The 23,487-nt window shown below is 37.5% G+C and carries 17 protein-coding genes and 4 tRNA genes; 7 read left to right on the forward strand and 14 right to left on the reverse strand.

Going from position 1 to position 23,487, the window contains the following annotated elements; translation table 11 throughout:
* Positions 1-130 precede the first annotated feature (130 nt).
* The 12 genes from rplL to ADHAQ_RS0103365 form a co-directional block, all read right to left on the reverse strand.
* Positions 131-514: a 50S ribosomal protein L7/L12 gene (gene rplL / locus ADHAQ_RS0103310; protein ID WP_026461720.1), complete on the reverse strand. Its 384-nt coding sequence runs from the start codon at positions 512-514 to the stop codon at positions 131-133.
* Positions 515-548: 34 nt separating this feature from the next.
* Complete coding sequence (gene rplJ / locus ADHAQ_RS0103315) at positions 549-1,091, reverse strand: 50S ribosomal protein L10 (protein WP_026461721.1); 543 nt, start codon at positions 1,089-1,091, stop codon at positions 549-551.
* Positions 1,092-1,101: 10 nt separating this feature from the next.
* Positions 1,102-1,791, reverse strand: a complete 690-nt coding sequence (gene rplA, locus ADHAQ_RS0103320) for a 50S ribosomal protein L1 (RefSeq protein ID WP_026461722.1) — start codon at positions 1,789-1,791, stop codon at positions 1,102-1,104.
* Positions 1,792-1,803: 12 nt separating this feature from the next.
* Positions 1,804-2,247, reverse strand: coding sequence for a 50S ribosomal protein L11 (gene rplK / locus ADHAQ_RS0103325; RefSeq protein WP_026461723.1), 444 nt, complete (start codon positions 2,245-2,247; stop codon positions 1,804-1,806).
* Between the two features lie 98 nt (positions 2,248-2,345).
* Positions 2,346-2,903, reverse strand: coding sequence for a transcription termination/antitermination protein NusG (nusG, locus tag ADHAQ_RS0103330; protein ID WP_026461724.1), 558 nt, complete (start codon positions 2,901-2,903; stop codon positions 2,346-2,348).
* Between the two features lie 10 nt (positions 2,904-2,913).
* Entirely contained in the window at positions 2,914-3,105 is a 192-nt protein-coding gene (gene secE, locus ADHAQ_RS0103335) for a preprotein translocase subunit SecE (RefSeq protein ID WP_026461725.1), read from the reverse strand.
* A gap of 28 nt (positions 3,106-3,133) precedes the next feature.
* Positions 3,134-3,206 (reverse strand) — tRNA-Trp (locus ADHAQ_RS0103340).
* A 120-nt stretch (positions 3,207-3,326) separates the two neighbouring features.
* Complete coding sequence (gene tuf / locus ADHAQ_RS0103345) at positions 3,327-4,514, reverse strand: elongation factor Tu (protein WP_026461726.1); 1,188 nt, start codon at positions 4,512-4,514, stop codon at positions 3,327-3,329.
* Positions 4,515-4,607: 93 nt separating this feature from the next.
* A tRNA-Thr gene (locus ADHAQ_RS0103350) sits at positions 4,608-4,679 on the reverse strand.
* Between the two features lie 87 nt (positions 4,680-4,766).
* Positions 4,767-4,839, reverse strand: a tRNA-Gly gene (locus ADHAQ_RS0103355).
* A gap of 72 nt (positions 4,840-4,911) precedes the next feature.
* Positions 4,912-4,995: transfer RNA gene (locus tag ADHAQ_RS0103360), tRNA-Tyr, on the reverse strand.
* Positions 4,996-5,196: 201 nt separating this feature from the next.
* Positions 5,197-7,767: a M1 family aminopeptidase gene (locus ADHAQ_RS0103365; protein WP_034256546.1), complete on the reverse strand. Its 2,571-nt coding sequence runs from the start codon at positions 7,765-7,767 to the stop codon at positions 5,197-5,199.
* A gap of 87 nt (positions 7,768-7,854) precedes the next feature.
* On the opposite strand from ADHAQ_RS0103365, the gene ADHAQ_RS0103370 reads away from it, so the two are divergent.
* The 3 genes from ADHAQ_RS0103370 (at position 7,855) to frr (ending at position 9,883) form a co-directional block, all read left to right on the forward strand.
* Entirely contained in the window at positions 7,855-8,355 is a 501-nt protein-coding gene (locus tag ADHAQ_RS0103370) for an acyl-CoA carboxylase biotin carboxyl carrier protein subunit (protein WP_026461728.1), read from the forward strand.
* 72 nt (positions 8,356-8,427) lie between these two features.
* Entirely contained in the window at positions 8,428-9,135 is a 708-nt protein-coding gene (gene pyrH, locus ADHAQ_RS0103375; RefSeq protein ID WP_026461729.1) for a UMP kinase, read from the forward strand.
* A 184-nt stretch (positions 9,136-9,319) separates the two neighbouring features.
* Positions 9,320-9,883, forward strand: coding sequence for a ribosome recycling factor (gene frr, locus ADHAQ_RS0103380; protein ID WP_026461730.1), 564 nt, complete (start codon positions 9,320-9,322; stop codon positions 9,881-9,883).
* Positions 9,884-9,955: 72 nt separating this feature from the next.
* Here the strand turns inward: frr and ADHAQ_RS0103385 are convergent, their stop codons facing one another.
* Positions 9,956-11,182 carry a PepSY-associated TM helix domain-containing protein gene (locus tag ADHAQ_RS0103385; protein WP_026461731.1) on the reverse strand — a complete coding sequence of 409 codons (1,227 nt, stop codon included), beginning with the start codon at positions 11,180-11,182 and terminating at the stop codon, positions 9,956-9,958.
* 92 nt (positions 11,183-11,274) lie between these two features.
* Complete coding sequence (locus tag ADHAQ_RS0103390; RefSeq protein WP_026461732.1) at positions 11,275-13,698, reverse strand: TonB-dependent receptor; 2,424 nt, start codon at positions 13,696-13,698, stop codon at positions 11,275-11,277.
* Positions 13,699-14,060: 362 nt separating this feature from the next.
* Between ADHAQ_RS0103390 and ADHAQ_RS0103395 the strand changes: the two genes are divergently transcribed.
* The 4 genes from ADHAQ_RS0103395 to ADHAQ_RS24405 all read left to right on the forward strand — a co-directional run bounded on the left by ADHAQ_RS0103395 (position 14,061) and on the right by ADHAQ_RS24405 (position 23,442).
* The gene (locus ADHAQ_RS0103395) at positions 14,061-16,085 is read left to right on the forward strand and encodes an alpha-amylase family glycosyl hydrolase (protein ID WP_026461733.1); all 2,025 of its coding nucleotides are present in this window, start codon (positions 14,061-14,063) and stop codon (positions 16,083-16,085) included.
* A gap of 759 nt (positions 16,086-16,844) precedes the next feature.
* The gene (locus ADHAQ_RS0103400) at positions 16,845-19,361 is read left to right on the forward strand and encodes a TonB-dependent receptor (protein WP_026461734.1); all 2,517 of its coding nucleotides are present in this window, start codon (positions 16,845-16,847) and stop codon (positions 19,359-19,361) included.
* A gap of 197 nt (positions 19,362-19,558) precedes the next feature.
* Positions 19,559-21,529 carry a DUF3858 domain-containing protein gene (locus ADHAQ_RS0103405; protein WP_026461735.1) on the forward strand — a complete coding sequence of 657 codons (1,971 nt, stop codon included), beginning with the start codon at positions 19,559-19,561 and terminating at the stop codon, positions 21,527-21,529.
* 86 nt (positions 21,530-21,615) lie between these two features.
* A complete protein-coding gene (locus tag ADHAQ_RS24405) occupies positions 21,616-23,442 on the forward strand; it encodes a DUF3857 domain-containing protein (protein WP_051359686.1) in 1,827 nt (608 codons plus the stop codon).
* Positions 23,443-23,487: the final 45 nt, after the last annotated feature.

Below are 23,487 nucleotides of genomic sequence, written 5' to 3' on the forward strand. Positions count from 1 at the left end.
ACCTCAATCAAAAATCTATCCAAAATAATTGGATTTTAGAAAAAGCACTGATTTTATTTTTCAGTACAAACAGGAAAAGACCTGACTAAATTGCCAGGTCTAATCCATGTGGTATGTTAAGAAATAGAGATTATTTTACCTCTACTTCAGCACCAGCTTCTTCTAATTGTTTTTTCAAAGAATCAGCTTCGTCTTTAGCAACACCTTCTTTCAAAGGTTTTGGAGCACCGTCAACTAATTCTTTAGCTTCTTTCAAGCCTAAACCAGTAAGATCTTTTACTAATTTAACTACAGCCAGTTTAGAAGCACCAGCTGATTTCAATATTACATCAAATGATGTTTTTTCTTCTGCTGCAGGAGCATCAGATCCACCAGCAGCACCACCAGCTACCATTACAGGAGCAGCAGCTGCAGGCTCTATGCCGTATTCATCCTTCAGGATAGTAGCTAGTTCATTTACCTCTTTTACAGTTAAATTTACTAACTGCTCAGCGAATGCTTTTAAATCTGCCATTTTATTAATTATTAATTGTTATTTATTGTTTAAATTATTCTTTTTCTGATAAAGTTTTTAAGATACCGGCTAGCTTATTACCACCACCTTGTAGCGCAGAAATAACATTCTTCGCAGGAGACTGTAATAAACCAATGATTTCACCGATAAGTTCTTGTTTAGATTTAATATTTGATAATAAATCTAATTGGTCTTCGCCAACGAAAACATCTGAATCTACATAAGCACCTTTTAATAAAGGTTTCGTTGCCACGTTTTTACCGTAGTTTTCAGATTTGTAAAAGCGCTTTAATAATCTAGCTGGAGCACTTCCTGAATCTGCAGTAAATAAAATGCCGGATTGACCTTTCAAGGCAGCATCCATGGCAGTTGTATCTGCTTCTAATGTATCAAGGGCTTTGCGGATTAAAGTATTTTTGTATACTTTATATTCCATTCCTTGGTCAAAGCAAAGTTTACGGAAACGATTGATAGCAGCAACGGATAAACCGGCAGCATCAGTTATATAGAAAAAATTGTACGTAGCGAATTTCTCGGTCAACTCATCTACGATTGCTTGCTTTTCTTCCCTGGTCATTTCTAATTCCTTAAATTAAATTTTTATCAACTGTAACCGCAGGGCTCATTGTGCTAGACAACGTAATGCTCTTAATATAAGTACCTTTAGCAGAAGAAGGTTTTAAACGGTTTAATGTTTGAATAACTTCAGCCGCATTATCAGCTAATTGATCTGGTGAGAAAGAAACTTTCCCAATGCTGGTGTGGATGATACCTGTTTTATCAACTTTAAAGTCGATTTTACCAGCTTTAACTTCTTTAACTGCTTTAGCTACGTCTGGAGTAACTGTTCCAGATTTAGGGTTTGGCATTAAGTTACGAGGACCTAAAATACGACCTAAACGACCTACTTTAGCCATAACAGAAGGCATTGTAATAATTACATCTACATCTGTCCAGCCTTTTTCAATCTTCTGGATATATTCGTCTAAGCCTACGTAATCAGCTCCAGCATCTTTTGCTTCTTGTTCTTTATCTGGTGTACACAGTACTAAAACACGTACTTGCTTACCTGTTCCGTGAGGTAAAGTAGCGATACCACGCACCATTTGATCTGCTTTTCTAGGATCTACTCCTAAGCGAACATCAATATCCACGGAAGCATCAAATTTAGTATAAGTAATTTCTTTTACTAAACCAGCTGCATCTAATAAAGTATACTCTTTATTCTGGTCTACTTTTTCTAAAGCAGCTTTTCTCTTTTTAGTTAATTTTGCCATTTTGCTTCCTCCTTATTCAGACCAAGGCGCAGTGCCTGTTACTGTGATACCCATACTTCTGGCAGTACCTGCTACCAGTCTCATTGCTGACTCAATTTTGAATGCATTTAAATCAGGCATCTTTGTTTCAGCAATAGTGCGGATTTGATCCCAGGTTACAGATCCAACCTTATTCCGGTTAGGCTCTTTTGAACCAGCTTTGATTTTTGCAGCATCCATTAATAAAACTGGAGCCGGAGGAGTTTTGATAACAAAGTCGAAAGACTTGTCAGTATACATAGTGATTAACACGGGACAGATTTGGCCGGCTTTATCTTGAGTCCGAGCATTAAACTGCTTACAAAACTCCATGATATTTAAGCCTTTCGAGCCAAGTGCAGGTCCAATCGGCGGCGATGGATTCGCGGCGCCTCCCTTTACCTGAAGTTTCAGATAACCTTTTATTTCTTTTGCCATTTTTCTCTAAGCTACAGGCCTTTTACCTGCTGCTGTAAAATTTTAAGTTAGTTATTCAGTCTCTTTTTTTCAACTGATGGAGACCTTACATCAGTATATTATGATTCTTTTTCTACCTGCATGTAGTTAAGCTCAACTGGTGTATTCCGACCAAAAATCTTAACCATTACATTTAATTTGCGGCGCTCTTCAAACACTTCTTCTACCGTTCCGGAGAATCCGTTAAATGGACCATCCATTACTTTAACTGTTTCACCAACAATAAATGGTGTGTCTAAAGTTTCAACTTGTTCATCTGTTTCGTCAACCTTACCTAAAATCCGGTTAACTTCTGACATTCTTAAAGGAACTGGCTTTTTGGTTGCCTGCCCTTCATTGGCACCTAAGAAACCTATTACGCCTGGAGTACTAACAATTATATGTTCTGCTTCGCCATGCGTTAAATCAGCATGAATTAAAATATATCCTGGAAAAAAGCTTCTTTCGCGTACCCGTTTTTTACCGTTACGCATTTCATATACTTTTTCTGCTGGAATAAGCACTTGAGGCACATATTCAGTTAAGCCTTGGCGCGCTATTTCATTTTCTAAATATGACTTAGCTTTTTTCTCCTGACCACTAACTGCCCTAACTACATACCATTTTAATTCTGCCATTTGTTACTAACTAAAATTGGTTGTAGAAAAACTCTAATGTTTCTTTATACACTAAGTCTACTGCTCCAACCACTACTGCGAACACAAGAGAACCTACTAATACTAATACTGAACTTTTTTGCAATTCAGAATAACTTGGCCATGAGACTTTAAATCTCATTTCCTCCATTGTTTCGCTTATATAATTTTTTACCTTTTCCATTAAGTTTAAACAGAAAGACTTTGTCTTGCACGGGTGGAGAGACTCGAACTCCCAGCCAATGGTTTTGGAGACCACTACTCTACCAATTGAGCTACACCCGTAAAAAAATGCACACCGCGAATGCTTTATTGAATTCGGGAGTGCAAATTTAGTTATTTTGTTTAGATAAACAAAATCCGTCCCGGAAAAATATTCCAAGACGGATTCATTATTTATTAAAACTAGTCTAAAATTTCAGTTACCTGACCAGCACCTACTGTACGGCCACCTTCACGGATAGCGAAACGAAGACCTTTCTCCATCGCTACTTTGTTGATCAATTCAACAGTGATAGTAATGTTATCACCTGGCATAACCATTTCAACACCTTCTGGTAATGTAATAACACCTGTTACGTCAGTTGTTCTTAAATAGAACTGTGGACGGTAGTTGTTAAAGAATGGCGTGTGACGACCACCTTCTTCTTTAGACAGAACGTAAACTTCAGCTTTGAATTTAGCGTGAGGAGTTACAGAACCTGGCTTACAGATAACCATACCACGACGGATTTGGTCTTTGTCAATACCACGTAATAATAAACCTACGTTATCACCAGCTTCACCTCTATCTAATATTTTGCGGAACATCTCAACACCAGTTACAACTGATTTTAAGCCTTCTGCACCCATACCTAAGATATCAACTTGCTCACCTGAGTTAATGATACCACGCTCGATACGGCCTGTAGCAACAGTACCACGACCAGTGATAGAGAATACATCCTCTACTGGCATCAAGAATGGAAGATCAGTTAAACGAGCAGGAATTGGAATCCAGCTATCAACTGCATCCATTAATGCATCAATTGTACCTACCCATTTTGGATCGCCATTTAAGCCACCCAAAGCAGAACCTTGGATAACTGGAATATTGTCACCATCGAAATCGTAGAATGATAATAATTCACGGATTTCCATTTCAACTAATTCTAATAATTCAGGGTCATCAACCATGTCCACTTTGTTCATGAACACAACTAATTGAGGCACACCTACCTGACGAGCTAAAAGAATATGCTCACGAGTTTGTGGCATAGGACCATCAGTAGCAGCAACTACTAGGATAGCACCGTCCATCTGAGCAGCACCAGTAACCATGTTTTTCACGTAGTCAGCGTGACCTGGGCAGTCAACGTGTGCATAGTGACGGTTTTCAGTAGCATACTCCACGTGAGAAGTATTGATAGTGATACCACGCTCTTTTTCTTCAGGAGCATTGTCGATTGAAGAGAAATCTCTTTTTGCGGCAAGACCTTTGTTCGCTAAAACCTGAGTAATAGCAGCAGTCAAAGTTGTCTTACCGTGGTCAACGTGACCGATAGTACCGATGTTTACGTGCGGTTTGGAGCGATCAAAACTTTCTTTAGCCATTTTATTAGAATTAATGAAGTGTTTAGTTTTTTATTTGAACTTTAAAAATATAACCAAGCTCTATAATACAGCTCAATATTTTATATAAGTTTGAGCCAACGATGGGAATTGAACCCACGACCCCTTCCTTACCAAGGAAGTACTCTACCCCTGAGCTACGTCGGCTTTTTACAACTATTAGCGATTAGCTTTTAGCTCATCATCAAACAAAATATAAGATGACTTTACTGCTAAATGCTAATCGCTAAAATGAGCGGGAGACGAGGTTCGAACCCGCGACCTACAGCTTGGAAGGCTGTCGCTCTACCAACTGAGCTACTCCCGCTTGTAATTGATAACAAACTAATCTTTTATTAAAGAGATAAAACCTCTTTTTTATTTTGATTAGCTCCTGGTGTGGGGAGAGAAGGATTCGAACCTTCGAAGTCATTACAACAACGGAGTTACAGTCCGTCCCATTTGGCCACTCTGGTACCTCCCCAAATCAACTATAGTTGACACTATAATTAAGAACTTCCTTTTAAAAACAACCGCTTGTATTCGTGTTGTTTGTTTTAGGAGCTGCAAAATTAGACGCTTTTTTTTCTTTGTCAAACATTTTGCAAAAAAAATATTAAAAAAAACGCCTTTGTACGTAAAAAACCCTTATTTCGGTACCGTTTTTTGCTCTTGTTTCTCAGCCTTAGTAACTGATATTCTTATAGATATTTATTAATTTAGGGTCTTTCTCATTTTTTTTTATATCTTCTTTAATTTGCTCTAATTCCTGCCTGTCTCCGGCCAAAGTTAAAGCTTGATAAGCCCCTAATCGCACATAATAGGTTTTGTGGTGGCGGGCCAGTTGTTCTAATTTTGCTATAGCCGGTTTTTGTTCTGCTGGCGGCACCTTCATTAAATAACCCCCAAAAGCTTGTAAAAAAAAGAACAAGTTTTCTCCGTGAATTTTATCCAAGGTGTTCAAGTACCAATTATATTTACTTTGGTCGCCAAAGAAAGCGTAATAGTTCGCTACTGATGCTAATACTTTTCCGTTTGTATAATTTTCAAAGGCTTGCATCTGGTTTATAAAATTTCCATTCTTAGTAGTGGTTAAAGCTTCTATGGCTGCACCTACCACGGCATAAGAACTATCTGTTAATCCTTTAGAAAAAACAGTAGTATATTCTGCCTGCCCAAACGTTGCTAATGTATTTATAGCTTCCGATCGTACTGAACTATTTTCATCTTTGACCGCTAAATTTTGTACCAGTGTCCTTAGTTCCGGATCAGCTACCTTTTCAAGGGCGGTTAATGCATCACTGCGAATTTGCCAATAGTTATCTTTTAAAGCAGATTTATACATATTGGCTACCTGAGGATCAGATACCTTTTCTTTTAACTTCTGCAACGCTTCGTATTTAGGCACATATTGGCCACTATTATGGAATTGAAATAATAGTTCGGCATCAGATTTTGGATGCGACACCACTCCCAATAATTGTTGTGCACCATCAAATAAAACCAACTGAGGGGAAGCAGGCACTTCGAAAGCAAAGGTTTCCCGAGCTTTGGTTAAGGTAATTGGGAAATTAGTCCTTTTATTATTTATCCATACCGATACTGAAAGGGGCAACCGGTAAACGGGGGTATAGGCTGAATCTTGCAACTGGGTTACCGTCACCGTTAGCATTCCATTCTGATATCGATGCTCCACTTGCAAATGGGGATGCCCGGGCGACATAAACCATTGATCAAAAAACCAGTTTAAATCTTCGCCGGTTACCTCCTCAAAAGCCATCCGTAGTTCGGCTACTTCTACGCTGGTAAATTTATGCTGCGTTAAATAATTTTTAAGAGCGGTAAAAAAGGCGTCATCACTAATATAGTTCCGCAGCATATGTAATACCCGTCCTCCCTTGGCGTAAGAATGGCTATCAAACATATCTTCCTTATTCTGGTAATGGTACCTGATTAGGGGCTCTTGTTTGCTTTCCGATTCAGCCAGGTATTGTTGCAATTCTTTTTCGCCAGCGGCATCGGCCGCCATTTTCCCGTTTTTATGCTCTTCCCACAAATACTCAGCATAATTGGCAAAGCTTTCATTTAAGGGTAAGTTAGCCCAGGACTCCAGTGTTACTAAATCACCAAACCATTGATGGAATAATTCGTGGGCAATGATATAATCCCAGTTTGCATCCAGAAGCCCTCTCCTATCTACCTGAACATCTTCCATGAATACAGAGGCGGTGGTGTTTTCCATTGCGCCCGAAACAAAATTCCGAACTACAATTTGCGCATACTTATTCCAGGGAAACACCACACCCAGCTTTTGAGAAAAAAACTCCATCATGGCAGGCGTGTTCCCAAAAACGGCTTTAGCTGTATTTTTGTATTGCGGTTCTACATAATAATTTACATCAAGATTACGCCATTTATCTTTTACCACCGCAAACTCACCAACGGCTAACATGGCTAAATACGGGGCGTGTGGTTTGTCTAATTTCCAGTAATCGGTACGGGTGCCATTTTTATTGGTGCGCGAATACTGCAGCGTACCATTTGAAAGCGTCGTAAATTTGGGATCCACGGTAATATAAATTTCCTGTGTCATCCGCTCGTTGGGTTTGTCAATAGTTGGAAACCAGGCAGAATTTGATTCTGTTTCGCCCTGGGTCCAGATTTGTTGCGGTCGGTTTGGATCGGTATTAAGAGGATCTATAAAATACAAACCTTTATCGGAGGTAATAGCAGCACTCCCTCCTGCCTCTAATTCATTGGGTTTGGCAGTGTACTCGATAAATACCTGATAGGTATCATTCCGGGTATAGATTTTATCTAAGGTTATCGTTAGTACTCGCTTATCATAAATATATTTCAGTTCCTTCTCGGTATTATTAGAAACTAACCGGACCCGATGAATATCCATGCCTTTGGCATCCAGAATAAGTTTATCCTGCGGGTAAAAATATGGCTTTAAAGTAAGAGTAGCTTCGCCTAATAAATATTGTTTCTGCAGGTCAAAGCTTACCCGTAATTTTGTATGTATTAAATCGTGCAGGCGAGTAGCTGCGGGCCTATAGGGGCCTTTTTTAGAAATCCAATCCGGAATACTGTCTTCTTCCGCTACACTATCAGCAGCAGAAAAATCAGCAGTTTCTATGCCGATAGTAGATTTATCTGAAGTTTGGGTAGGGGAAATTTTATTTATGCGGCAACCCGAATACGCAATACTTATTATCAGGCAACTTAAAATGCTAAAATGCTTATAACTCATTAGAGGATTGTTTAAAAATTACAGGCAATTTCTACGATTACTTTTAGAATTCAATTAACTTTAGGCTCCGAAAAAATAAGCAAGCTCATGCTACAGGTAATAACCGCTAACGAAAAAAAATGGCAGGTTGATATTAAAAAAGATGAAATCCTGGTAGATGATATTGCTTTTGATTGGGATCTACACCCCCTCCAGCCCAATAAATTCCATATTATCAGAAATAATAAATCTTACGTTGCCGAAGTGATTAAAGCTGATTTTAAGCAGAAATCCTTCCTGATCAAGATTAACGGAAATCAGTATGAGTTAAATATTAAGGACCGGTTTGACCTACTTCTTGAAAAAATGGGGATGTCGGTAGATGAGGGGATAAAGATAAACGAAGTAAAAGCACCTATGCCTGGTTTAATTATTTCTATTAAAGTAGAACCAGGACAAACCGTAAAAAAAGGAGATCCTATATTAATTCTGGAAGCAATGAAAATGGAGAATATTATAAAATCTCCGGGCGATGGAATTGTAAAGGCTATTAAAGTAAAGCTGCGTGATAACGTAGAAAAAAACCAGGTGCTGATTCAGTTCGGGTAAAACCAGATAGGTTAGGAGCCCAAGCGTTAAAAAAAAATTAAAAGGTATAGCAAATTAATAATTAATAATAGCGTGAAATATAAAAAGATACTTTTAAAGCTAAGTGGCGAGGCCTTGATGGGCGAACAGCAGTATGGGATTGATACTAATCGGTTAGTTCAATATGCAGAAGATGTAAAAGGGATAGTAGACCAGGGTGTACAGGTAGCTGTGGTAATTGGAGGAGGAAATATCTTCAGAGGAGTACAGGCAGAGAACGTAGGCCTGGACCGGGTACAGGGCGACTACATGGGGATGCTGGCCACGGTTATAAATAGTATGGCATTACAAAGCGCCCTGGAAAAAGCGGGTGTACATACCCGTTTACTTTCTGGTATTAATATTCAGCAGGTTTGTGAGCCTTACATTCGCCGGCGAGCCATGCGCCACCTGGAAAAAGGCAGAGTAGTTATTTTTGGTGCTGGAATTGGTAGCCCTTATTTTACCACGGACTCAGCAGCTAGTTTACGTGCCATTGAAATAGAAGCCGATGTAGTTCTTAAAGGTACACGTGTTGATGGTATTTATACCGCCGATCCGGAAAAAGACCCTTCGGCTACTCGCTATACCACTATTAGTTTTCAGGATGTTTTTGAGAAGAACTTAAACGTTATGGATATGACCGCCTTCACGCTTTGCAAAGAAAATGAACTACCAATTATTGTCTTTGACATGAATAAGCCAGGCAATTTACGTAAGGTAGTAGAAGGTGAAAGCGTAGGTACTTTGGTAACAATGTAATGCAGGAGTAAGTGATTAAAATAAGTTTTCTTTGTTTAATCACTTTGCTTTTACCTATAGAACAAGCACTTAAAACTATAACTTTTAATTATCAATAAAATATCGTTTTTTTGACGTGATAATTAATCGGTTTGCGTTAATCCCAAAACCGACAACTGATCCTAAAAACCGATAACCAATAATCATGGAAGAAGAAATTCAGTTTTATCTGAGCGAAGCCGAAGAGTCAATGCAAAAGGCATTGCAGCACACCAGCAGCGAACTAACTAAGATCAGAGCGGGCAAAGCCTCTCCGGCTATGGTACAAGATATTCGGGTAGATTATTATGGCACGCCAACTCCTATTTCACAGGTTGCCAATGTTAGTACTCCTGATCACCGCACTATATTTATTAAACCCTGGGAGAAAAACCTGATTGGCGAGATAAATAAGGCACTTAAAAATAGTGATTTAGGCATTCAACCCTTACAGGAAGCCGACGGCGTACGGCTGAATATACCGGCTTTAACTGAACAACGCCGGAAAGACTTAGTGAAGCAGGCAAAAGCCGAAGGCGAAAGCGGAAAGGTTCGGGTACGGAATATCCGGAAAGATGTGAATGACTCGCTGCGTAAGCTATTAAAAGAGGGTGCTGCTGAGGATTCCGTTAAAGATGCTGAAGGCAAAGTTCAGAAACTAACTGATAGTTATATTGTAAAAGTAGACGAACTGCTTAGCAAAAAAGAAGCAGAAATTATGACCATCTAATTAAGTAAAACATAAATAAAAAAGCCTTCCGTTATTTACAGAAGGCTTTTTTTATGCAACTAATATAAATTATTATACTCTTTGTTTCAGAACTTTCTTCTCTTTTTTCTTACGGTTCTTATTTAGCCGATTAAGCCAAAGAATAACCCCGGTAATAGGGAAAGTAAAGCCTGCAATACAACAAATAAAAGCAATGACACGGCCCGGCAGCCCCCCTATTGACCCTACGTGTACCGGGTAAAAAGTAGCTCTGACCCGCTGGCCTAAATTTTTATCTTTAAATAATATTTCTTTTAAAACCTCCCCGGAGTACTGATCTACAAATAGTTGATTGGTATCCCGCTCGTGCCGGGCATTTCCGGGCATAACGGTAATACTAAATGCATCTGCTGCTTCTTTGGGTTTATTTAAGGTATAAAACTCAGCATTTGGCATTCTGTTTTGTACTACCTGAAAAGCTTTCTCAAAACCAATGGTAGAAGCGCCTTCCTGTACCAGCGACAATGGGGGCTCTGGCTGTTGCTTATCTGAATTGGTTAATTTGTAGATACTGTCATTAAACCATTCAAACGACCAGGCTAAACCAGTAAAAGCAAAAACAAATAAAAAAATGGCAGTGTAAAAGCCTATAACAATGTGCAGATCGTGATTAATGCGTTTCCAACCAGCATCCCATCTTAAGGTAAGCCGCTGCTGAAGTACCTTTTTAGTTTTTGGCCACCAAAGAACAATACCGGTTAGTATAATAAATAAGAAAAAAACAGTACTTACCCCTACAATTAGTTTACCCGGCCCATCCTGATTTAATAACCACCGGTGCAAACCAAAAACATTGGTGAAAAATGCATTTCGTTGTTTAGAAGTTGTTATTAAAGCGCCAGTATAAGGGTTAAAATAAGCCTGGTTCATTTGTGGTTTCTTTTCCGGTCCCTTGCCACCATTTCCGCCTTTGTCCCCTTTTTTATTTTCTCCACCTTGTCCTTTAGCCTGGCCAACTTCTTCCTTTGGGCTATTCTCCGCTTTTTCCTCTGTAAAATTAATTTCAACCGTACGGGTTAGATCTCCATATACGCGCAAGCCAGCAACTTTTGCATCAGGCTTGGATTGTTGCAAGGTCGATAATAATTGGTCTAGCGGTACTCTCCCCGATCCTGCTTCCACCTTATACCTTTCCGGGTAGATGGTTTGCATCCATTCTTTTTCAAAAACTAATGCCGCCCCTGTTAAACACACAAGCGCAATCACAAGACCTGCCGCCAGGCTCAGATATAAGTGAATGGATCGGAAAAAATTCTTCATGTTAATTTGTCTTTATTTGTTTTGTTATTTTGTTTCCTGTTGTCTGAAATTTAGAGCTAGCCTTTAAAGCAGTACCAGCACTAAATTTTTGTTTAAAATTTATATGAAACGGTTGTAGTAAACTGTCTTGGAGCAATCGGGTTTATGCTATTATCATCATGGGCATTATAGCTAAGCTGATTAAATAAATTTGTTACTTTAACTCGCAAAGATACTTTATTTAAAGTATAACCTATATGGGTATCAAACAGGAAATAATCTGGTAAAGGCATTAGTTGCCAAGTATCGTTGGCTACATTAGTTCTGGTGGAGCGGCCAGCTAACCGATCACCTATATAGAAGGAAGTAAAGCCTAAATTTAACCCGTTTAATTTATTGTTGCCGGTTACAGTATAATATAAGCTGGCATTGGCTGTATGCGCCGGGTTGTAACGCAGACGGCTGCCTTCTACGTTTACCGAACTCTTAATAAAACGGGTATCATTGTAGCTGTATCCCCCTATAAATGAAAACCCACGTATTGATTTACTCATCAGGTCTACTTCCAAACCTTTACTAGCCGTAGTACCAGCCAACTCGAAAGCGTTATTAGCAGTAGCCGGTAATATTAATTGGGCAACGTTACTATTAATAATTCTATAAGCAGTTACATTAGCAGAAAGCAATCCCTTAAACAACTCGTTTTTTACACCAACTTCATACTGATCAATGATAGAAGGGGGCAGATCAGCTCTTCCGGTAACACTGATTGCAGTATTAACGGCAAAGGAATTAGCATAACTGGCAAAAACCGAAGTGGCTTTACGAGGTTGGTACACTACTCCTGCTCTTGGCGAGAAAGCCGCATCGTATTTTTTAGCAGTACCGGAGTTCGTGCGCTGGTAACTATACCGGATACCAGCCAGTACTTTAATTTTATCGGTTACATGTAGCAAATCCTGCACATATGTTCCCATCCGGTTGATGGGGGTATAAGCCGTAGTCAATATTTTTGTGCCGGGTATATCAGTCCGTTGGCTGGCAAACGTTTCCGGATTAAATATATTAATAACATCATAAGCAGTAGAAGCTTTTTGCGGGTTACTTCTATCGGCAAAAATTGCATAAGTGGGCACTTCTGTCCGATACCGGTCTACATCAGCTCCTATTAATAAATTATGCTTTAAGAAACCGGTTGAGAAATTTCCGGTTACATCCAGCTGACCTAAATAATATTTTTCGAAAATACCGGTTTGCTGTAAAGATCGTGTAAAAGTACCATCTCCCTTAATATTAGTACTGGAAGGGCGTCCGGTACCATATTCTTCTTTAGAAAATTCCTGAAAAGAAGTGACTCCTTTTATTGTCCAGGCATTGTTTAATTTGTGGGTAACAGTAGCTGTAGCGGTTTTTTGAATAGCTTCATAATTGGCCCAGGTAGCTCCCAGGAACCGGTTTCTTGGCACATCCGGAATCGAATAATTAATGGCTCCTAGCCCGTAATCAGGTACGCGGTTATCTTTTAAGTAATCAGCTTCTAGCAATAACTGCGTTTTAGAGGTAGCCTGAATTAGTAAAGAAGGATTAATATAGAAACGCTCTGAGTTTACTATATTCCGGAAACTATTTGCCTTTTCGTAAGTTGTATTTAACCGGTAGGCTACTTTGTCACTATTGTTAACCGCCCCATAAACATCTAAGGAAGGTTTATACAAATCGTAGCTTCCAGCCCGTAAACTTACTTCTCCCCCACTTTCAAATTTAGGTTTTTTGGTTATTAAGTTTAGAACACCACCGGCTGCTACATTTCCATATAAAAGAGCGTTGCTCCCTTTTAAAATTTCTACTTTTTCTACTGAAGTCAACTCCGGCATTACCCCATTATTAAATCGGGATCCATTTTTAAATGTATTACTACTTCCCATTGCAAATCCCCGACTGGCAATTTCCTCTTGTGTTCCTCCGGTATTCCCCATCTGGTAAACACCACTAACATTTTGTAATACTTCGCTTAAATGTAATGCTTGTTGTTGTTCCAGTACTTCTCTCTCTATTATAATAGTACTCTGAGGCAAATCCATAGGGTCTATAGCAATTTTCCCTACACTTACCGGCTTTTGATTAGCTGACTTTTTATCAATTATAACCACCTCGTTGAGTTGCTGGGCGCTGGTGGGTAATAAAACTTTTAAGAAACTGGTTTGACCGGCAATTACTGTTACTTCTTTTTCCTGATCTGGTATACCAATGTATTTTGTTATGATGGTATGCGTTCCTTCTTTCACATTACGGAGGTGAAATTTACCATCTTCTGAAGACATATCCCCTTTACTTGTTCCTTTAAGCATGATGCTGGCAAATTCAACTGGTTTCCCATCAGAGGTTAAAATAATTCCTTTAATTGCTCCGGTTGAAACATATTCGTGACTGGGTGCCTGTGTATGTTGTTGAGCAGCAACGAAACCAAACGTTGCCAATAACAGCAGCAAGATGAGGCAAGGCAGTAAAAAATAGTGAGAAGGGAAAATTTGTTTCATGCGTGATATCTATAAATATTATTTAGATTAATTCTTAATAAGACAAAGGAAGTGTCTATTTAGAATTATTCCAAATAAAAAATTAAATATTATTATTTATTAATACTGTACCTCTAAAAAGCACCTTTAATATTAGCAGGAGCAAAAGCACTGGGAATTTAGCTATGTAAGGGTTGAATAGTAGATTCAGGTAAGAATTGATTTTATAAAAAATAAAAACCTAATCAGGCTTTTATTCAGTATTAAACCTGTATAACTTAATTATATATCTATAAATTTTAATTTTCCCATACTTAAATAAAAGAATTATCTTTCCGTATAAACCTTTGGCATACCAGCTTCTATAAGAAGAAACCGATACTATGAAAAAAGAAACCGTTTCGCAGTTGCAATTAATACAAGATGACCCCTGGCTGAAACCTTATGAAATTATTTTAGAAAAACGCCAGAAAACATTTTATGAGGCCAAGTACAAAATAGAAACTGAACATGGCTCTTTACTTAATTTTGCCAATGCTCATAAATATTTAGGTATTAATTATGATAGTGAAAATAAAGGCTGGTGGTACCGGGAATGGGCACCGGCTGCTTACAGATTATATTTAATAGGTGATTTTAATGAATGGAACCGGGAATCGCACCCGCTTACCCGGAATGAGCAAGGCATTTGGGAAATATTTCTACCAGATGCGGAATACGCCCATACATTCACGCATGGCTCAAAAGTAAAAGTGCACATACATGCCGAAAATGGCCACTTAGATCGAATTCCCCCTTATATCCGCCGGGCCGTACAAAACCCGGAAACTTATGATTTTGCTGGGCAGGTTTGGGAAGACATCCCTTTTGGCTGGGAAGATGGTAATTTTTCTACTGAATTAATTACTGAGCCCATTATTTATGAGACGCACATTGGTATGGCTCAGGAAAAAGAAGGCTTGGGCACTTTTCAGGAATTTACGGAAAATGTTTTACCCCGAATACACAAGGGCGGCTATAATTGCATACAACTAATGGCCGTTATGGAACATCCGTATTATGGTTCTTTTGGCTACCATGTTTCCAATTTTTTTGCCGTTTCTTCTAAATTCGGTACGCCAGAAGATTTGAAGCACCTGGTAAATGAGGCGCATAAGTTAGGGATTGCCGTGGTTATGGATGTGGTGCACTCCCATGCTGTAAAAAACGTGGCAGAAGGTTTGGTTAATTTTGATGGATCAGGAGATCAGTATTTTCATCCGGGACCTCAGGGTTTCCATCCCGCCTGGGATTCAAGGGTCTTTGATTATGGAAAACAAGGCGTCCGCCAGTTCCTGCTTTCTAACTTACGTTATTGGTTAGAAGAATTCCACTTTGATGGATTCCGTTTTGATGGCGTAACTTCTATGCTTTACAAGCACCATGGCGAAGGTGTAGCTTTCGACCATTATGACCGGTACTTTAAAGCAGGCGTAGATAACGAGGCCATTACTTACCTGCAGCTAGCTAATAACTTAATAAAACAAATAAAACCTAATGCTTTAAGCATAGCAGAAGATATGAGCGGCATGCCTGGATTGTGCCGTACTGTTGAGGAAGGCGGAATCGGTTTTGACTATCGGTTAGGGATGGGCATTCCGGATTATTGGATTAAGCTCTTAAAACATAAACGCGACGAGGAATGGAATATTTATGAGTTATGGGGAGTAATGAGTAACCGGCGCTACAAAGAAAAAACGGTTGCCTATGCCGAATCGCATGACCAGGCCATGGTTGGGGATAAAACCCTTGCCTTTTGGCTAATGGACAAGGAAATGTACTTCCACATGCATGTTAATGACCCCAACTTAGTTATTGACAGAGGTATTGCGCTACATAAACTTATCCGGTTATTTACCATTTCTTTAGGTGGCGAAGCTTATTTAAACTTTATGGGCAATGAATTTGGCCACCCTGAATGGATTGATTTTCCAAGAATAGGAAATAATTGGAGCTACAAACATGCCCGGCGCCAGTGGTCTTTAATTGATAACCCGGATTTAAAATACAAATACATGAGTGAATTCGACAAGGCTATGACAGAAACAATTCGTCAGAACAAGGTTCTTAGCGCTTTACCTGGCCGGCAGATTAATATGGATACCTCAAACAAGGTGGTTATTTTTGAGCGAGCCAACTTGATATTTATATTTAACTTTAGTGCTACCCGCTCTATTTCCGATTATGAATTCTGGGTACCTGCAACTGGCCGTTATCGGATTATTTTAAATTCCGATGCTCCGCAGTTTGGAGGGTTCAACCGGATTGCTGACGATTTAGATTACCCTACATTTGAAAGAGATGGCCACACCCGTTTAAAAATTTACGTTACCAATCGAACAGCACTTGTTTTGAAAAAAGTAGATTAAACTTAAAAGCCGCCTTGGGTAATTTATATTACCCAAGGCGGCTTATTTGTATGCCTTTTTCCTTATATAGTTTTTCAGCCTGGCTTTTAACAGTGGCTAATTCCCCTATCAATCAAACTCCTTTCCACTTATTATTAAACTTCAGGATGATACCTGGAAAATACTTACCTGCTAATGTATTTGGATTAGCTTATTGCCGAACAAACCTTAGTTATTTCATCCCAAACTAAATCCTATTTTTTCTTAAATAATTATTAATTTAAATATAATAATTAAAGCGATTGGCGTTATTCATCTAACAATTATATTTCATTGTCAACTAGTTGTATCTATTACTGACTATATAGTTTAATGGGTAATCCTTAATTATAGGATTAAATAATTTTTATGACCATACATTATGGAAAACTCTTTTCCTATTCATCTTAATTACTAGTACGATAGTATTTTTTTTGTCTCTTTCTCTTAAAGAGTGACAGAGGTTTAGAAGCAGGATATTTTAAGGGCTTTAGACGCATATTCTTCTTAAATCAATTTTCCCGTGAAACGGCAAAATTGGTTTATTTAACATCTTAATTCAGTATTGCGCATACTGCCACTTATGGTGGGGGGCTGCAATATATTTTTTTTCAGTTATCTGATTAACCTAATAAACGAACCGGAAGCTAATATTTAGGAGCTTCAGTTATTTAGTTTTGGTTATTAATAGAAAACACCCTGAGAAGATGATTTATGCAACTGTTTTAACACCCTTAAACCATGAAAAAAATTTTATTCCTGCTACTGGCTGGCTTCCTTTCAATTGAGACTCTCCAGGCGCAAACACCAACCCAGAAATCATCTAATACCCCACAACCAGCAGCTCCTCCTGATTTGAACGCCATTCCGGCTTTACAAACCATAAAAGGTAATGGCAAAATAGCAGGCATTATACAAGATGAAACAACTAAAAGCCCCATAGAATTTGCGACTATTACCTTACTTCTAAAAGCTACGGGCAAAGCCGTAGATGGAGCTATCTCCGATGAAAAAGGAAAATTCTCTATTATTAGGGTGCCTCCCGGAGAGTACCGGGTTTCGATAAGTTTTATTGGTTACGAAACAAAATTCTTAGAAAATATACAGGTAAGCAAAGACAAAAATGAGGTAAATCTGGGGGCAATAACAGTAAAATCAGATGCTAAGTTATTAAAAGAAGTTTCAGTTACCGGAGAACGTCCGCTGGTAGAAGAAAAAGTTGATCGGATGGTGTATAATGCCGAAAAAGATATATCTAATATAAGCGGAAATGCCGCCGATGTTCTTAAAAAGGTACCTGGCTTAACCGTAGACCTAGAGGGCAATGTGCAATTGCGGGGCTCTTCCAACATCCGGGTACTTATCAATAACAAGCCTTCCAGCATAATGGCAGGCAGTATTGCGGAAGCTTTACGCCAAATACCTTCGGAGCAAATAAAAAGCGTAGAAATCATCACCAGTCCATCGGCTAAGTACGATGCCGAAGGAACCGCCGGCATCATAAATATAATTACTAAAAAAAATAACCTTCAGGGTCTTACGGGTAATGTGAATTTATCTTACGGTACCCGCAACAGCAATGCTAACGGAAATATTAATTACCGAAAAAGCAAATGGGGTTTTAACAGCTCAATGGGGTTAAGCAGGGGCAATAATCCTGGCCGAATGGAACTTCAAACAATTTATAAAAATAATGACCAGATTGATAAGGTAACCCAATTAACCACCGGTCGCCAGGAAGGTACCTTTAAGTACATGCAATTTGGAACAGACTACGAAATAAATAAACGTAATACCTTATCAGCGGGTATCCGGCTCAACGATCCTAACTTTACTATCAAAAGTACCCAAATAGCTTCCACCATTAATAATGACCAAATAAGTGCTTTCCAAAGAAGGAATAACAGCCAGATGAAAGGCAGTATTTATGACCTTAATTTTGAATATACCAAAACCTTTGCTAAGCCGCAACAGGAACTTTCCTTTTTAGGATTATATAGCAAAAACAACCGGGACAACCTTATGCATATCGACCAATGGGATATGCATAGCTCCTTACTCTTTAGAGAAAGAAATGTAAACTTTGCCAATAATGAAGAAATAACGTTTCAGACAGATTACACACAGCCTTTCCCCAAGAATGCAGCGTTAGAAATCGGAGCTAAAACTATTATCCGAAATGCGCATAGCGACATTCAATATAACCGATCTGCTAACGAAGGACCTTTTTTACCTAATAAGGATGCACCGAATGATAAATTTGATTACAACCAGCGTGTAGTAGCGTCTTATGCTACTTACAGTTTTAACCTGAATAAAAAATACAGTTTTAAAATAGGAAGCCGTTACGAATACACGAATATAAAAGCTAACTTCTTACTGGGCAAAGCCTCTATACCCGACTATGGCAATTTAATCCCGAGTATTTCCATTGCCCGGGATTTGCCTAAGAATCAGAAACTACGACTTAACTATACGCAACGTATTCAGCGGCCCCAGTTGTATTTCCTGAACCCTTACGAAAACCGAACCGACTCTTTATATAGGCAGGTAGGAAACCCTTTCTTAAGAGCAGAATTAAGCCACTCGTATGAATTGAATTATAGCACCTTTTTTAAAGGCACCACCCTTAATGCTGCCTTATTCTGGCGACAAACGAATAATGCTATAGAAGCTTATGTACCGGAACCAGTTAATAAAATTGTTTATACCACCTTCGGTAATTTGGGCAGGAACGGCAGTTATGGCCTTACTTTGTTTGGCAACTCCCGGTTTCTAAAAAAAGGGAATATTAGCAGTAATCTTAATTTATTTTACATGAACATGAGCAGTCAAGCTTTGAACATTAACAGAGGAAGCTTTATGTACAATGGCAACATTAATGCTAGTTGGCAATTCCCCAAAGGACTGAGTATGCAAGTATTTGGCTATTATAACTCGCCACGCTTAACCTTGCAAGGCAAATCGGCGGCCTTTAATTATAACAGTTTAGCGCTTAAAAAAGAATTGTTTAATAAAAAAGGCAGCATAAGCGCCGGCGTAGATAACCCTTTTAATAAAACTATACGGCAACGCACTTACTCCAGTACCCAGGCGGTAGATTTCCAAAATACCTTATATGTTTATAACCGACAACTGCGGGTATCTTTTAATTACCAATTCGGAAAAATGGATTTTAAAAACCAGCCCCGCCGTAAGAAGAGAATAAATAACGATGATGCCAAGAGCGGTGGCGATGCCGCTACAGGAGGACAATAGGGTATAAAATAAAGAGAGCTGGCTAGAAACTGGCTCTCTTTGTTTAGAATAAAATTGAAAAGTGAACTTATAAAATATTTGTTTATAGTTACGATCTCGCTATAAAAAATAGTAATTTCATATTTCTATTAAAAAGCCCTATAATAATTCAAATCCTATATATTTATTCTTTTCCATTTAATACTCCATAGGTTCTGATGAATAAATTTCTACTAACTCTTTTTTTCTTATTGTTTATTGAATCTGTTCATTCCCAAGATTTCGGTTTTAATTATGGGAAAGTAAATGTTAATGAATTACAGATGAAGTTTTACCCAAAAGACTCCACTGCCAACGCTCTAATACTAAATGAATTTGGAAATTCAAGTATCACAAATGAAAATTTCCACCTTATTCATCAATTTCATTCTCTAATTAAAATTTTTAATAGTAAGGGATTTGAACAAGCAAACTTTTCAATACCCATTCATAAAACATCAGGAAGGGCTGAACTTTTGAAAGGTTTAAAAGCTTCCACATTCAACTTAGAAAATGGAAAAATTGTAGAGACTAAATTTAACGGGAAATTTTATACTGAAAATGTCAATAAAAATTGGGACATCCTAAAATTTACTTTACCTAGTATAAAGGAAGGTTCAATAATAGAAGTTGCCTATACTCTGGAATCTCCTTTTTTATATAATTTCAGAAAGTGGGATTTTCAATCAGAAATTCCAAAGCTCCAAAGTGAATACTGGACATCTATTCCAGGAAATTATGTATACAATATAGCATTAAAAGGACCTTTTAAACTTGCTAAAAACGAAGTTTCTGTTTTAAGAGACTGTTTTACCAGTAGCGCAGGAGGAAAAGCTGATTGTACTTTCAGTAAGTATGTTATGATGGATATACCTGCTTTCAAAGAAGAAGCATACATGACAGCTAAAACTGACTTTTTAGCTTCCATCAATTATGAATTAGCAGAAGTAAGAGATTTTAATGGGAAGGTAGATAAATTAACAAAATCCTGGAATGATGCCGATCAGGAATTAAGAATTGAACCAAAATTTGGAGGGCAGTTACGGAGAGGAAAGGAATTATTTAAAGATGATATTATAACCCTTGTATCTGGGAAGTTAGATTCTCTGCAAGCAGCTCAAAAAATTTTTAATATTATAAAGAGTCATTATAAATGGAATGAAAGGTTTGGGATTTTTAGTGATTTAGGTATTAAAAAAGCATTTGAAGAAAGGTCCGGAAACATAGGCGACATAAACCTCTCCTTGATAGCTGCCTTAAATTATGCAGGTTTCAAAACAGATCCTATCCTGCTATCAACGCGCGAAAATGGCACTCCTATAGACCTCTATCCCGTTATTTCAGATTTCAATTATGTTATTGCACAAGTTAAGATAAACAATAAAATGTATTTTCTTGATGCTTCTGATAATTTCCTACCATTTGGCACACTCCCGATTCGTTGTTTAAACGGAAAAGGTCGTGTAATTCCGTTTAAAGGACCTTCATATTGGACAGATGTTAAACCTACTCAAAAAGATAAAAGAGTTACTTACTTAGATATTGCTCTTCAAAATGATGGCACATTAAAAGGGAAAATGACTCTAACATCTTATGGATATGATGCATTGAGTGAACGAAAGAAAATAAAATCTTTCAATACACAGGATGCTTACATTGAAGAGGAAAACAACAAATTGGATAGAATAAAAATTAACAAGTATGTAATAACTAATTTGGATGACCTTGAAAAAAATATTATAAAATCCTATGAGGTAGAAATAGAAGGCTATGACAATCTAAACAACACAAAACTTCTCCTTGACCCCTTCTTTATTAAAGATTGGAGTAAAAACCCATTTTCCTCAAAGGATCGTTTTTATCCTGTTAATTTAGGAATGCCTATTGAGACTCAATATATTTTAACCTTAACCTACCCTTCCCAATTTGAATTAAAAGATACTCCTACGTCAATTGCGGTGGCTTTACCAAATGAAGGGGGAAAGTTTATGCTTAATTTTCAAATTATGGGCAATAAAGTAATAGTAACTAATAATGTCTTTTTAAATAAACCTATCTATTCTCCTGATGAATATCACTATTTAAAAGAACTTTTTGCTAAAATTATTCAGTCATATAATACTACTTTGATTTTTAATAAAAATATTTAGTGAAAGCGCCCAGGTTTCTATATACGCTATTATTTTATTGTTTCATACTTAATCTTAATGCACAAAATCATCCTTATAATGTAGCTTTGATTACAGATGAATTATACAAGAATGCAAATGCAATTGTAAGATTTCAGGAAAATATAGTGGAAGTTAAGACCTTAAATAATGTTATATTTAAACGAAAAGAAGCTATCACAATTTTAAATAGTAGCGGAATAGAATACGCTAATATATACCTTTATTACACACATGCCTCGCCTATTAAAAATATTAAAGTTTCTGTTTATGATGCGCATGGTAAGATTATAAAAAAGGTAAACGCCAATGAATTTAAGGATGTAAGTGCTATAAGTGATATTTCACTCTTCGAAGACAGTAGGGTTAAATACTATAAACCCTCTATAACAGAGTTTCCTTATATCATAGAGTATGAATATGAAGAAAGAAGAAACCATACTTTCTACTTTCCACGTTGGATTCCCCAAAAAGGATTAGATATAGCTGTTGAGAAAAGTAAATTTACTTTTATTTCTAAACCTGATTATTCTATCCGACTAAAGGAGCACTCTGTAAATACTCTTCGTAAGGAATACCAACAGGATGGTAATAAAATTACAGAATGGGAACTTCACAAGTTACCAGCCTTCAAAGCAGAACCTTTTACTCCCCCCTTATCACAAGTTGTACCTTGGGTAGAAGTAGCGCCTGTAAAATTCACTTATGAAGGTTTATCCGGCTCTTTTTCTAATTGGCAGGAGTACGGAAAGTGGGCTTTCGAAAATTTATTAAAAGACCGAGATCAATTACCTCCAACCACAAATGAAGAGATTAAAAATTTAGTCAAAGGTATATTATCTCCTGTTGAAAGAGTAAGGAAAATTTATGAGTATGCCCAGCAAAAAAACCGTTACATCAGTGTTCAAATTGGAATAGGAGGATTACAGCCCATGAAAGCGGAAGAGGTTAATAAACTTGGGTACGGTGATTGTAAAGCTCTAACTAATTATACAAAAGCTTTACTTAAGGCTGCTAACATTCCTTCCTATTACACAGAAGTACATGCAGGTTTTTACAAAACTAATTACCAATCAGATTTTGCCAGTGCTTTCCAAGGAAACCATGCAATTCTTTGTGTTCCTATTGCTAAGGATACCATCTGGTTAGAATGCACTAGCCGTGATGCTCCAATGGGTTATTTAGGGACATTTACTGACGATCGCAAAGCTCTACTTTATACAGAAAATGGAGGTATAATTGTACGTACAAAAACTTACCAACCGGAGGAGAACAAACAATTAAAATCGATTAATCTGGTTATTGATGAGAAAGGTAACTTAAATGGAAACATTCATACTCGTTTCGAAGGAATCCAATATGAACGTAGGAAATTCATTGTTAACAGGCATGAAAAAGAACATAAAGAGCTTATAGAGAAATTTTATAATATAAATAACCTAAATGTTGTAACCTATAAAGTTTATCAACAAAAAACTGATACTCCTTTTACTGAAGAAAAGATAGAAGTTAAAGCAGAAAGTTATGGAACCATTAATTCATCTTTACTTTTTATACCTATTTATCAATTGGTCGAAAATTCATCTAATCCAAAAGATATTTTAAAATGTAGGCAAAAGATACGAATTGAAAGAGGTTTTTATGATGAAGATATTATTACTTTTAATATTCCTGAGAGTTTTAAAGTTGAGTATCTTCCACAATCCATCAACATAACCACCCCTTTTGGCACCTTTTCATCAACAGTAAAAGCAGAGGGTAATAGTATAACATTTACTAGAAAAGTTTTATTTAAGCAGGGAGAATATTCTCCTGATCTAGACAATACATTTTATAGCTTCTTAAAGAAAATAGATAATTCAAATAAAGAGAGATTTGTGTTAATTATGAAATAAAGAGAGCCGGCTAAAAACCGGCTCTTCTTGCTTATTTAGATAATA

It is taken from the genome of Adhaeribacter aquaticus DSM 16391 (assembly GCF_000473365.1).
Taxonomy (GTDB): Bacteria; Bacteroidota; Bacteroidia; order Cytophagales; family Hymenobacteraceae; genus Adhaeribacter; species Adhaeribacter aquaticus.